The organism is Paenibacillus humicola (assembly GCF_028826105.1).
Taxonomy (GTDB): Bacteria; Bacillota; Bacilli; order Paenibacillales; family Paenibacillaceae; genus Paenibacillus_Z; species Paenibacillus_Z humicola.
Genome location: NZ_JAQGPL010000001.1, coordinates 5103299 through 5115485, shown reverse-complemented (window position 1 = coordinate 5115485; position 12187 = coordinate 5103299). Strand labels below are relative to the sequence as shown.

Genomic DNA, 12187 nt, shown 5'->3' with positions numbered 1-12187 from the left:
AGCGCGGGAACCGAATATCTCAATATGCACAGCATGGAGTCAACCGGGTTAATAAAGGATTAACGCCAACAAATGAAAATACGCAAAGGGGCGGGGAAAAGATGCCTGAACCGGTAAACGGTAACTCGCAGCGCACTTCAGCAATCGTAAAGGAAAAGCCCAAGGGCCGGATTCTGGAAATTCTCGCTGCATCGACAAAGCTGGGATTGACGTCATTTGGCGGTCCCATCGCGCATTTAGGCTATTTTCGGGAGGAATACGTCAAACGCAGAAAATGGCTGGATGAAAAAAGCTATGCCGATTTGGTCGCCTTATGTCAATTCCTTCCGGGACCCGCCAGCAGCCAGGTCGGGATCTCCATCGGAATCATGCGCGGCGGACTGCTCGGCGGGATCGCATCCTGGTGCGGTTTTACCTTACCGTCCGCATTGGCCTTGATGATCTTCGCTTATGCGCTGAAAAACTACGATGCGGGTAATGCCGGCTGGCTTCATGGGCTAATGATCGCGGCCGTTGTCGTCGTCGCCCAAGCCGTCTGGGGAATGGCGCGAACCCTTGCTCCCGATCGTACTCGGGGAACCATTGCCATCTTGACGGCCATCATCACCTTGCTGTGGCCCTCCGCTTACGGCCAACTGATTCTGATCGCGGCGGCGGGGCTGTTCGGAAGGTTTTTTCTGCCGAAATCCGAGCTGCCGGAAACCCCTCGTCTTGGCTTGCCGATCAGCCGTCGTACAGCGGCTGCCGCCTGGATCGTCTTTTTCGGATTATTGATCGGATTGCCGCTGCTGAGACAAGCTGTCGCTTCCCATTCATTAGCGGTGTTCGACAGCTTTTTCCGGGTTGGCTCACTTGTTTTCGGCGGCGGTCATGTCGTGCTGCCGATGCTTCAAGCGGAAGTGGTGCCGCCCGGCTGGCTGACGGATTCCCAGTTTCTTGCCGGTTACGGAGCGGCACAAGCCGTGCCTGGCCCGTTGTTCACCTTCTCGGCCTACTTGGGAACGGTTATGAACGGGTGGCAGGGAGCGCTGATCGCGCTGATCGCCATGTTTTTGCCGTCCTTTTTATTAATTGCGGGCTCATTGCCGTTTTGGGATGCGGTCCGCCGCCGTCCCAATTTCCAATCGGTCCTGAAAGGGATCAACGCTGCCGTGGTGGGCATTTTGCTAGCCGCCTTGTTTAATCCGGTATGGATGAATGCCATTCATACCCCTTACGATTTTTGTCTTGCGGTTGCGGCATTCGGGCTTCTTATGCTGTGGAAGCTGCCGCCTTGGGTTGTCGTACTATTTTCCGCAGCGGGCGGCGCTTTGATCGCATATCTTTCCTAGAACAACGTCAGGGAGTTCCCAGGATCCGAATCATTTACGGCAGCATGCATCCGTTTGACGGCCGTCAAGATTATTTTCCTTCCTTCACGAACAATTCGATCCGCGCTTTAATCGCATCGCGAACGGCGCGGAACTGCGCCATGATTTCCTCTTCGGTACCCGTCGCTTTGGCCGGATCGTCGAAGCCCCAGTGCCATTTGATCACATTCGGGTTGGAGATGACCGGGCAGTGCTCGTCCGCATGGCCGCACAGCGTAATGACATACGCGGCCCGGTTCAAAATCTCGGGATCGATCACGTTCGATTCGTTGCTCGAAATGTCGACGCCGGCTTCTTTCATCGCTTGAACCGCGCGGGGATTGAGGCCGTGCGCTTCCAGGCCAGCGCTTTTCACCTCGTACACATCGCCGCCGATCGTATTCAGGAACCCGTCCGCCATTTGGCTGCGGCAGGAGTTGCCCGTGCACAGGAAATAGACCAGTTTCTTCTCCATGATTTTAATCTCCTTTTTATCGAGGGTTTAACTGATGATTTTAAGCCAAAGATACAGGCCGGTCAGCGTGATGAACAAGACCGGAACGGTCAGGACGATACCGGTTTTAAAATACGAGCCCCAAGTGATTTTGACGCCTTTGCGCGAGAGCACGTGCAGCCAAAGCAGCGTCGCCAAGGAACCGATCGGCGTGATTTTAGGCCCCAAGTCCGAACCGATGACATTGGCGTAAATATAGGCTTCCCGCAGCAAACCGGCCGAATTTGTGCCTTGAATCGCCAGCGCGTCGATCATGACGGTCGGCATATTGTTCATGATCGAGGACAGAAACGCCGCGATAAAACCGGCGCCAATCGTTGCCGCATACAGACCCTGCCCGCCGACCCGCTCAAATACCTTCCCCAGCTCATCGGTCAGGCCGACGTTGCGCAGGCCGTAAACGACGACATACATCCCGATGGAGAACACGACAACCGCCCACGGGGCTTCTTTGATAATCGTTCCGGTTTTGATTTCCGGACTTCTTCGGGCGACGAGAATAAAGACGATTGCTGCCGCGCCTGCAATGATGGAGACCGGCACATGAATATACTGGCTCGTTAAATAGGCAGCCAGCAAAACAGACAAAATAATCCAGGAAACCTTAAATAAGAACGGATCTTTGATCGCTTCTCTCGGCGTTTTGAGCTGGAGTAAATCATACTGCTTCGGTATTTTTCGGCGGAAGAACAGGTACAGTACAAGCAGGCTGGCCCCGACGGAAAAGAGATCCGGCACGATCATCCGGCTGGCATACTGCACGAATCCGATGCCGAAGAAGTCGGAGGATACAATGTTGACCAGGTTGCTGACGACAAGGGGCAGCGAAGCCGTGTCCGAGATGAACCCGCTGGCGATGACGAAGGGCAGGATCATCCGTTCGTCGAGCTTCAGCGCTCGCACCATGGCCAGCACGATCGGCGTCAGAATCAGCGCGGCGCCGTCGTTGGCGAAAAATGCGGCAACCGCGGCGCCGAGAAGGATGACATAGACGAACATGAGGCGTCCGTTCCCTCCGGCAAAACGCGCCATATGAAGCGCCGCCCACTCGAAAAATCCGATTTCGTCCAGCAGCAGCGAAATGAGGATGACGGCGACGAAAGCGAGCGTCGCGTTCCAGACAATTTGGGTCACATCCCAGACGTCATGGATGCTCACAACGCCGAAGATCAGGGCAAGAACTGCGCCGCCGATGGCGGACCAGCCTATATTCAGTCCCCGAGGCTGCCAAATCACAAAGATTAACGTAATCAGAAAGAGAACGGAAGCTAGTGCAAGCATAGAACCTCCATAGTTAGCAGCAGCTATTGGGTTTATGGGCATTCACGATTTCCTTCATGGACGGAAGCCGGCTCAAGATATCGTTTAAATACGGTTTGTCTTCCACATGAAGCGAATAATAAATCCATTGGCTGCGCCGGGTTTCATTCACGATCCCGCCGGTTTTCAGCTTCTTTAGATGCTGACTGATATTCGGCTGGGTCGTCTCGAGGATATCCACGATATCGCAAACGCACATTTCTCGTTCCTTCAGCAGGGCGACGATCGTTAATCGGGTTTTATCGGAGAGTAATTTTAGCCTATCGGCCATTTCAGCGATGGACGATTCAATGGAAACCACGTTCTGCACTCCTTTCCCTTGGCGAGTCTCTAACTCTCGCCCATTATATAATTGAGTGATTATATTATCAAGTGCTTATATTGTATACGGCAGCAAAGATAAACGTTGCGAATATATACTTGAATTTTTCAACTAAATGAAGTATAACAAGAACGAGGTGATTCAAGTGGAAGAAGTGCGGCTCCTGTTGCACCGGATATATCGGCATTTCGGGCTGTTAAACAAAAATTGCTGCTCGGTCGGAGGACATGATGTATCCCTGCTTCAAAGTCAAATTCTATACGAAATCGACCGTTCGCATCAACCGTCCATGCAGCAGATTGCGTTTAGTCTGGGGCTCGATATTACGGTATTCAGCCATCAAGCGCAAACGCTGATCCGCAAAAATTTGGTGGCGAAGCAAGCATCCGAGTCAGACAGAAGGGTGTACATTTTAAAGCTGACGACTGAAGGAAAGTTTGTTACAACGGTCATTAACGAGCAGATTCATGCTTATTTGGATCGGATTTTTGCCGGCATGTCCGAATCGGAAAGGGATACGGTCGTTCGCGGGTTAACGACTCTTAACGGAGCCATGGAGAAATTTCCGATTTGCTGCGAATAGCCCGGGAGAGAGCGGTGTTCTCTCTTTTACGAAAAACTTGAAATTTTCAACTAAAGGAGCGGTAAAACCATGTATGAGCAAGCAGATGTTGTCGTTATTGGCGGTGGTCAAGCCGGCCTCGCTGCGGGGTATCATCTGGCGAGAAAAAAAATTGCTTATATAATTCTCGAGTCGCAGGCACAGTCGGCTGGCTCATGGCCGAATTATTACGATCGTCTCAAGCTGTTCTCGCCTGCACGGTTTTCATCACTGCCCGGAATGAAAATGCCGGGCAACCCCGCCCGTTATCCTCATCGCGACGAAATTGTCCAGTATTTGCTTGCTTACAAGGATGCCTTCGACTTGTCCATTATCGCGAACCAACAGGTGCATAGCGTCAGGAAGGAAGGGAATCAGTTCGTCGTTTTTACGGCAGAAGGGAAGGCATTTCGGTCGAAGGCCGTCATCAACGCGACCGGATCGTTCCGCAACCCGTATATACCGGGCATAACCGGCCAGGAACGATTTCGCGGCATCACGCTTCACTCGTCCGAATATCGCAATCCCAAGCCCTTTGAACAGAAGCGCGTCGTCGTCGTGGGGCGAGGCAATTCGGCCGTCCAAATCGCGGTGGAATTAGCGGATGTCAGCGACACCAGCTTGGCGGTTTTAAAGCCTGTTCAATTCACGAAGCAGCGTCTTTTCGGTAAGGATGCCCATTTCTGGCTCCGGGTAACGGGATTCGACACATTCCCGTTTTGGCGGTTCGGTTTATCTGCTCCAAACCCGGGAGCTGTCATCGATCTTGGGAAGTATCAGGAGCGCTTGCAAGCGGAGAGGCCCTATCAACAGCGGATGTTCACGGCGTTTTATGAGGACGGGGTAATTTGGCCGGACGGGAGCAAGGAGAAAATAGACGCCATCATTTGGGCTACGGGGTACCGCCCGGGGCTTGACCACCTCCGATCAACGAGAGCGCTCGAACAGGATGGGAAACCTCTCCACACTGCAGGAGTCAGCATAAGCGAGCCCGGCTTATATTATGTCGGACTTCAGGGACAACGCTCATTCGCTTCGGCAACGCTGCGCGGCGTTGGAAGCGATGCAAAATACGTCGTTCGACAGCTGTGCAAGAAGCTTCAAAGCCGAAATTGAAAAAAAGCGGATTCCGAATGTGGTAGCAGAGCCTAAGGATGATTCGAAGCCGTTGGATTGGATGCGGGGACGGGCGTTGAATACTGCATTGCTTCGGCAGTAATCAAAGCAATCCGTCCTTGATTCCCTTTCGAATTGTTGCCTCTCCATTCGACATTGCGTACAAAGGCCCCGTTTTGGGATTATACTGTTCGTAAGGAATAGGATAGGCAAGAACCCGACAGGGAGGACTCATTATATGAAAAACGACACGAATGCGCCGATCTATTGGACGCAGCTTCAGCTTCAGGAATGGAATCTGCACCTTGCGGCGACTTCGAACGGGCTATGTTATGTAGGCTCTCCAAATAAGCCCTTCGGCGAGCTGGCCGATTGGGCCGCCGCCAAGTTTTCCGGCCGTCCGCTGGTCCGGGACGACGACAGCCTGAAGCCTTATGCCGGCGGGCTCGCCGAATATTTACAGGGGAAGAGCCGCGGCTTTACTCTCCCGGTCGACTTGACCGGAACGGCGTTCCAGCTTGACGTCTGGAAAGCGCTGCGGAATATCCCGTACGGACAGACGAAATCGTATTCGGACATTGCGCACGAGATCCAAAAACCGGCCGCTGTGCGGGCGGTAGGCGCGGCTATCGGCGCGAATCCCGTGCTGATTGCGGTTCCGTGCCATCGGGTCATCGGCAAAAACGGGGCGTTAACCGGCTATCGCGGAGGCATGGACATGAAAACAAAGCTGCTGGAGCTGGAATGCGGCGCCGTACCAGCAGCAGCCGGCAGCCTGCGGCGTGTCTGAAGCTCCGGCGGACGCATCAAACGCAGGACAGCTTTCAATGAACTCATTGGCCCGGTTCAGCCGTTCGAACGGAGGAACCGGCCGATCGGCCTCAGACTCCGCGGTGCGGAGTTTTTTGTTGATGGCGCGACTTGCGACTGTTCTAATGTCCCGGTTTCCAGCCCTCTCTGCCGTCGAATCGAGGATTTCCCGCGCCGCATGTTTCTCCCTTTTTTTGCCGTCGATACAGGTTTAGAGCGAATCAATCCCGTACATACTAGAAGCAAAGACTATGAATACAGAATATTCATATTTATCTGACAATTGAAAAATGCTATAATTACAGTTACAAAGAGTTGCCTAGCAGCCGCATAATTCGCCGTTTAGACGCCGTTCACGATTTCCACGGGCACGCACACACATGCGATACCGAGAGATCCGGATTGTGTCTATTTGCCGTTCTCTCGAATCTCTAAACCGAGGAGGAACCAAAAATGCTGTTTCTGGATAAGCTGGTCGACTACCGGGAGAAGGAGCATCAGCTGCATTGGGAAGGGACGTTTGCCGATTATGTGGAGCTGGTGCGGGAACATCCGGGCATTGCCGCGCTCGGTCACGAGCGCATTTACCGGATGATCGAATCCGCTGGGATTGAGGAACGCGAGGAAGGCCGCCGCGAATACAAGTTTTTCAGCTCCGCGCTGTTCGGCCTGGAGGACGATCTGCAGACGCTGGTCGAGGAATATTTCCGCCCGGCGGCGCAGCGGCTCGATGTGCGCAAACGGCTGCTGCTTTTGATGGGGCCGGTCAGCGGCGGCAAGTCGACGCTGGTCGCGCTCCTCAAGAAAGGACTGGAGCAGTTCTCGCGGACGGACGAAGGCGCCGTTTATGCGATCAAGGGCTGCCCGATGCAGGAGGAGCCGCTCCATCTGGTGCCGCACGAGCTGCGCGGTGATTTTCACCGCGAGTTCGGCGTGAAGATCGAAGGCGATCTTTGCCCGGTCTGCCGCATGCGACTGGAGACGGAATTCGACGGGCGGATCGAGAACATGCCGGTTACGCGCGTCCTGTTCTCGGAGGCCGGCCGCGTCGGCATCGGCACCTTCGCCCCTTCCGATCCGAAGTCGCAGGATATCGCCGACCTGACCGGCAGCATCGACTTTTCCACCATATCGCAGTACGGCTCCGAATCCGACCCGCGCGCGTACCGTTTTGACGGAGAGCTGAACAAGGCCAACCGGGGCCTGATGGAATTCCAGGAAATGCTCAAATGCGACGAGAAATTTTTGTGGAATTTGCTGTCCCTGACGCAGGAGGGCAATTTCAAGGCCGGCCGCTTCGCGCTGATCTCGGCGGACGAGCTGATCGTAGCGCATACGAACGAGACGGAATACCGCTCTTTTATCGCCAACAAGAAGAACGAGGCGCTGCACTCCCGCATGATCGTCATGCGCATCCCCTACAACCTCAAGGTGAGCCAAGAGGAACGCATCTACACCAAGCTGATCGAGCAGTCGAATATCCAGAACGTTCATATTGCGCCCGGCGCGTTGTGGACGTCCGCCGTATTCAGCGTCCTGTCGAGACTGAAGGAGTCGAAGAAGCCCGGCATGGATCCGGTGAAGAAAATGTACCTCTACGACGGTGTCGAAATGGACGGCGTCAACAGCGGCGATCTGCAGGAGCTGAAGAAGGAGTTCCAGGATGAGGGCATGTCCGGGGTTGACCCGCGTTACGTCATCAACCGCATTTCCAGCGCGCTGATCAAGGGCGACAAAAAATGCATCAACGCGCTCGACGTGCTGAAATCGATGAAGGAAGGGCTCGACCAGCATGCCTCGATTACGAAGGAAGAGCGTGAGCGGCTGCTGAATCTCATTACCCTCGCCCGCAAGGAATACGATCATAAAGCGCGGACGGAAGTGCAGCGCGCCTTCGTCTATTCGTTCGAAGAATCGGCACACACGATGCTGAACAACTATTTGGACAACGTCGAGGCGTACTGCAACGGCTTCAAAATGAAGGATCCGATCACCGAGGAGGAGCGGGAGCCGGACGAGAAGCTGATGCGCGCCATCGAAGAGCAGATCGGCGTGACGGAAAATCAGAAGAAGGCGTTCCGCGAGGAAATTTTGATCAAAATCTCGTCGCTGGCGCGCCGGGGCCGGAAATTCGATTATACGTCCCACGAGAAGCTGAAGGAAGCGATCGAGAAAAAGCTGTTCGAGGACCTCAAGGACGTTGTCAAAATTACGACCTCGGTGAAAAATCCGGACGAAAATCAGCTCAAACGGATCAACGAGGTTTCGGGGCGCCTGATCGAGCATCACGGCTACTGCGCGGTTTGCGCCAACGAGCTGATGAAATATGTGGGAAGTCTGCTTAACCGGTAAGCAACGAAAGCGGGGTGGATCCGATGCATGAACCTTTGTTCGTATTGTCACAGGAGGACTGGTCGCTTCATCGTAAAGGCGAGCTTGATCAGCAGCGGCATTCCCGCAAAATCAAAGAAGCGATTAAAAACAACCTGGCCGATCTGGTCAGCGAGGAATCGATCATTACGTCCCAAGGGGGCCGCATCCTGAAGGTGCCGATCCGCGGGATGGACGAGCCGAGGTTCCGCTACGATACGAGCGGCAAGAAGCAGGTCGGGCAGGGGAACGGCGGCACGCAGCCGGGCGACGTGCTCGGACAAGCTTCGCCGGGACAGCAGCCCGGGCAGGGAAAGGGCCAGGCCGGCGATCAGCCCGGCGTCGACTACTACGAGGCCGAAATTACCGTGGACGAGCTGGCGGAGCTCATCTTCGAGGACCTTCAGCTGCCGCGGCTGAAGCCGAAAAGCGAAACGGATCTGACGGTCGACGACATCCGCTTTAACGATATCCGCCGCAAAGGCATGATGGGCAACATCGACAAACGGCGCACGCTGATGGAAGCGGTGAAACGTCGGGCGCTCTCCGGTTATACAGGAGCCGGTCCGGATGAGCCGGCTGCGTCCGGTCCGAGGTACGGGGCGGCCGCAGAAGCGCGGTTCCCCGCTGCGGGCGGAGACGGCGTCCGGCCGGAGCCGGGCATGCCGGCCTTAATCACGAACGAGGATTTGCGCTTCAAGACGTGGGAGGATATCCGCAAGCCGCAGAGCTCGGCCGTCGTGCTGGCGATGATGGATACGTCGGGCTCGATGGGATCGTTCGAGAAATATTTGGCTCGCAGTTTCTTCTTCTGGATGGTCCGGTTTTTGCGGACCAAATACGAGCAGGTGCAGGTTTGCTTCCTTGCCCACGATACCGAAGCGAAGCAGGTCGACGAGGAATCGTTTTTTACGAAAGGCGAAAGCGGCGGCACGCGCTGCTCCTCCGTCTACGAGCTCGCGCTCGAGGTGCTGGAGAAGCAGTACCCGCCGCAGCATTATAATGCGTACGCGTTTCATTTTTCCGACGGCGACAATCTGGACTCGGATAACACGGCCACCGTCGGCCTGGTGCAGAAGCTGCTGGAGCAGGTGAACATGGTCGGCTACGGCGAGATCCGGCGGTACGGCCTGGGGGGAAGGCTGTGGGACTCGATGTCCCAGGTCGAGCATGAGGGCTTTATCCGTTCGGTGCTCCGGGAGAAAAGCGACGTGTACCGCACGCTGAAAGACTTTTTCGGCGAATCGGCTGCGGTGTGAAAGGGGAGAACGGCGGGTGAAGCAATTGGAATACGACCGGCTGGAGCAGGCGATCGGAGAGATTACGGGAATGGCGGCGGAGGAAGGACTGGACTTCTTCCCGATGCGATACGAAATTTGTCCCGCGGAGGTGCTGTATTCGATCGGCGCTTACGGCATGCCGACGCGGTTCTCCCACTGGAGCTTCGGCAAAGCGTATCAGCGCATGAAGTCCGAATACGATTACGGCCTCAACCGGATTTACGAGCTGGTCATCAACTCCGATCCGTGCTACGCCTTCCTGCTCGACCGCAACACCCTGTTGCAAAATAAACTGATTGTCGCCCATGTGCTGGGACACAGCGATTTTTTCAAGCATAATGCGATGTTCGCGGGAACCGACCGGAAAATGGTCGATCGGATGGCGGTATTCGCCGAGCGCATACGCGAATTCGAGCAGGCGTACGGGGCGGACGAGGTGGAGCTGATTTTGGACGCGGGATTGTCGATCCAGGAGCATGTCGATCCCCACCGCCGTTTCGGGCGCAAGGAAGGCTTCAGCGAATCGGAAGGCGGCAGCAAGGACGTCATCGGCTTCATTGCCGGCGGCAGCCGGACGCTGCAGGATTGGCAGCGCGAGATCCTGTACATGCTGCGCGAGGAGATGCTCTATTTCTGGCCGCAGATGGAGACCAAAATTTTGAACGAGGGCTGGGCCACCTACTGGCATCTGCGCCTCGTCCGGCAGCTCGAGCTCGGCGATGCGGAAATCCTTGAATTCGCCAAAATGAACGCCGGCGTCGTGCAGCCGGGAGCCGGAAGCCTTAACCCGTATTATTTGGGACTGCGCATGCTGGAAGCGATCGAACGCGAGGAAGGACGGGAAGCGCTGTTCGAGATCCGCGAGACGGAATCGGACGTCTCGTTCCTGCGGAACTATTTGAACCGGGCGATGATCGAAGAGATGGATCTGTTTCTTTTCCAGCGGGAGGGCGCCGTCTATAAAGTGACGGACAGGGACGCCGCGCAGGTGCGCGATACGCTGATCCTCCAGCGGACGAACGGGGGCTTCCCATATATTACGGCGATGGACGGCGACTATCACAGCCGGGGAGAGCTGCTGCTGGTGCACCGGTACGAGGGGCTTGCGCTCGACCGCAAATACGTGGACCGGACGCTGCCGCTGATCCACCGTCTTTGGGGGCGACCGGTACACCTGGAGACCCGTACCGAAAGCAATCATCCGCTTCGATACCTCTGCACGGGGCAATACGTAACGACGGAATGAGCCGCGATAGGCGAGGGGCGGGAACCCGGCAGGGTTCCCGCCCCATTTTCATTAGCGGCTTGATCGTCTTGTTCCGCCGCCGAAAGACGGCGTCAGGCCGGATCTAACGTTTGATTGCTTTCATGCCGAACAGGACGCGCAGGACGTTCAGCTTTCGGATCACGAAATGATAGAGCGTAAAGATAACCAGACCGACCGCCGTGACGAGAAAAACCAGTTTAACCGGGACCGGCCAGTTCAGCGCATAAATCAGGTAACCGGTCGTGACGATCACAGGCTGATGCAGCACATAAATCGGCATCGAGGCTTCCATGAAGTACGAAAGCGCCGGTCCGCGGGTGTTCTTCAAATAGCGGTCCGCAAGGAAGAAAATAAAGATCAGCCCGCACCAGCAGCTGACGGCGCGGTCGAACACGAAGAGCGCCGACAGAGCGGTTCCGCTTGCCGGAATGCCGCGCCACATCCAAAACATGAACGCGATCGTGGCGATAACGGCCGCAGTCCCCATCACCCCGCCCGTTCTTCGCACAAACGCCTTGAACGGCTCCTTGGAAAAGATATAAAATCCGCCGATATAGACCGGTAAATAAACCAGCAGCCCCCAGCCGCCCAAATCGGCAATGTCGTTGAACAAAGCGGCCAGCACGAACAACGATACGAGCAGGAGGGCAAAATGTCCCCATCCGAAAGCGTTCGGTTTTCCTGCATGCCGGGTTTTAACGAATAACGGCAGAGTCAGCAGCGAGAACAGAAGCAGAGCAAACAGATACCACAAATGCAGGCCGGTAAAAGCAAAGTTCCCCTTTCCGCCGATATCCAAATAGAGGCCGTCGAACATATGCGGAAGAAAATCAATCAGCGAGCCGTGGAATTGATGGTGGCTCGATTTTTCCATATAAACCTGCGGCGGCGATAACAGGAATACGCCGAATGCGAGCGGAATGCCAAGCCGCAGCAATCGTTCCTTCAGAAAGCTTTTCCCGTCCCTTTTTCTGAGCGAGTAATAAGCGCTGATGCCCGAAACGGCAAAGAAGACAGGCATCATCCAATTCACGACCAAATTCGTATAAGCGAAGATGTAGGTATTGTTCATGGAATTGTTTTTGACATGCCAAGGAAGCGGATTGAAAAACATGGAGCAGTGATACAAGACGACCACGAACGTCACGATAATCCGAATCCAATCCAAATCCGTTTGGCGCACGGTTCCGGCAGGTTGCACGGCCTCAGCCCCTCCGAATGAATATTCCTGATGCCAG

General features: G+C 55.3%; 11 protein-coding genes. 7 read left to right on the top strand and 4 right to left on the bottom strand.

Annotated elements, in window-relative coordinates:
* Nucleotides 1–101: 101 nt before the first annotated feature.
* Nucleotides 102–1331 carry a chromate transporter gene (locus tag PD282_RS23475; RefSeq protein WP_274653709.1) on the top strand — a complete coding sequence of 410 codons (1230 nt, stop codon included), beginning with the start codon at nucleotides 102–104 and terminating at the stop codon, nucleotides 1329–1331.
* Nucleotides 1332–1401: 70 nt separating this feature from the next.
* Here the strand turns inward: PD282_RS23475 and arsC are convergent, their stop codons facing one another.
* The 3 genes from arsC to PD282_RS23460 are packed head-to-tail and all read right to left on the bottom strand — an operon-like array spanning nucleotide 1402 to nucleotide 3454.
* Nucleotides 1402–1824: an arsenate reductase (thioredoxin) gene (gene arsC, locus PD282_RS23470; RefSeq protein WP_274653708.1), complete on the bottom strand. Its 423-nt coding sequence runs from the start codon at nucleotides 1822–1824 to the stop codon at nucleotides 1402–1404.
* A 27-nt stretch (nucleotides 1825–1851) separates the two neighbouring features.
* Entirely contained in the window at nucleotides 1852–3144 is a 1293-nt protein-coding gene (locus tag PD282_RS23465) for an arsenic transporter (protein ID WP_274653707.1), read from the bottom strand.
* A gap of 13 nt (nucleotides 3145–3157) precedes the next feature.
* Nucleotides 3158–3454, bottom strand: coding sequence for an ArsR/SmtB family transcription factor (locus PD282_RS23460; protein ID WP_274655440.1), 297 nt, complete (start codon nucleotides 3452–3454; stop codon nucleotides 3158–3160).
* Between the two features lie 196 nt (nucleotides 3455–3650).
* On the opposite strand from PD282_RS23460, the gene PD282_RS23455 reads away from it, so the two are divergent.
* From PD282_RS23455 to PD282_RS23430, 6 genes are all read left to right on the top strand, one after another.
* On the top strand, nucleotides 3651–4088 hold the full coding sequence (locus tag PD282_RS23455; RefSeq protein WP_274655438.1) for a MarR family winged helix-turn-helix transcriptional regulator: 438 nt from the start codon (nucleotides 3651–3653) through the stop codon (nucleotides 4086–4088).
* Nucleotides 4089–4157: 69 nt separating this feature from the next.
* On the top strand, nucleotides 4158–5222 hold the full coding sequence (locus tag PD282_RS23450) for an NAD(P)-binding domain-containing protein (protein ID WP_274653705.1): 1065 nt from the start codon (nucleotides 4158–4160) through the stop codon (nucleotides 5220–5222).
* A 238-nt stretch (nucleotides 5223–5460) separates the two neighbouring features.
* Nucleotides 5461–6012: a methylated-DNA--[protein]-cysteine S-methyltransferase gene (locus PD282_RS23445; protein WP_274653703.1), complete on the top strand. Its 552-nt coding sequence runs from the start codon at nucleotides 5461–5463 to the stop codon at nucleotides 6010–6012.
* Between the two features lie 473 nt (nucleotides 6013–6485).
* Nucleotides 6486–8384, top strand: a complete 1899-nt coding sequence (locus PD282_RS23440; protein WP_274653700.1) for a PrkA family serine protein kinase — start codon at nucleotides 6486–6488, stop codon at nucleotides 8382–8384.
* A 23-nt stretch (nucleotides 8385–8407) separates the two neighbouring features.
* Nucleotides 8408–9661: a sporulation protein YhbH gene (gene yhbH / locus PD282_RS23435; protein ID WP_274653698.1), complete on the top strand. Its 1254-nt coding sequence runs from the start codon at nucleotides 8408–8410 to the stop codon at nucleotides 9659–9661.
* Between the two features lie 16 nt (nucleotides 9662–9677).
* The gene (locus PD282_RS23430; RefSeq protein WP_274653696.1) at nucleotides 9678–10928 is read left to right on the top strand and encodes a SpoVR family protein; all 1251 of its coding nucleotides are present in this window, start codon (nucleotides 9678–9680) and stop codon (nucleotides 10926–10928) included.
* Nucleotides 10929–11031: 103 nt separating this feature from the next.
* On the opposite strand, the gene PD282_RS23425 is transcribed toward PD282_RS23430, so the two are convergent.
* Complete coding sequence (locus PD282_RS23425; protein WP_274653694.1) at nucleotides 11032–12150, bottom strand: acyltransferase family protein; 1119 nt, start codon at nucleotides 12148–12150, stop codon at nucleotides 11032–11034.
* Between the last annotated feature and the right edge of the window lie 37 nt (nucleotides 12151–12187).

Excerpts from the sequence above, each read along its gene's own strand:
- PD282_RS23475 (WP_274653709.1), top strand. The coding sequence starts at position 102 with ATGCCTGAACCGGTAAACGGTAACTCGCAGCGCACTTCAGCAATCGTA.
- arsC (WP_274653708.1), bottom strand. The coding sequence starts at position 1,824 with ATGGAGAAGAAACTGGTCTATTTCCTGTGCACGGGCAACTCCTGCCGC.
- PD282_RS23465 (WP_274653707.1), bottom strand. The coding sequence starts at position 3,144 with ATGCTTGCACTAGCTTCCGTTCTCTTTCTGATTACGTTAATCTTTGTG.
- PD282_RS23460 (WP_274655440.1), bottom strand. The coding sequence starts at position 3,454 with ATGGCCGATAGGCTAAAATTACTCTCCGATAAAACCCGATTAACGATC.
- PD282_RS23450 (WP_274653705.1), top strand. The coding sequence starts at position 4,158 with ATGTATGAGCAAGCAGATGTTGTCGTTATTGGCGGTGGTCAAGCCGGC.
- PD282_RS23445 (WP_274653703.1), top strand. The coding sequence starts at position 5,461 with ATGAAAAACGACACGAATGCGCCGATCTATTGGACGCAGCTTCAGCTT.
- PD282_RS23440 (WP_274653700.1), top strand. The coding sequence starts at position 6,486 with ATGCTGTTTCTGGATAAGCTGGTCGACTACCGGGAGAAGGAGCATCAG.
- yhbH (WP_274653698.1), top strand. The coding sequence starts at position 8,408 with ATGCATGAACCTTTGTTCGTATTGTCACAGGAGGACTGGTCGCTTCAT.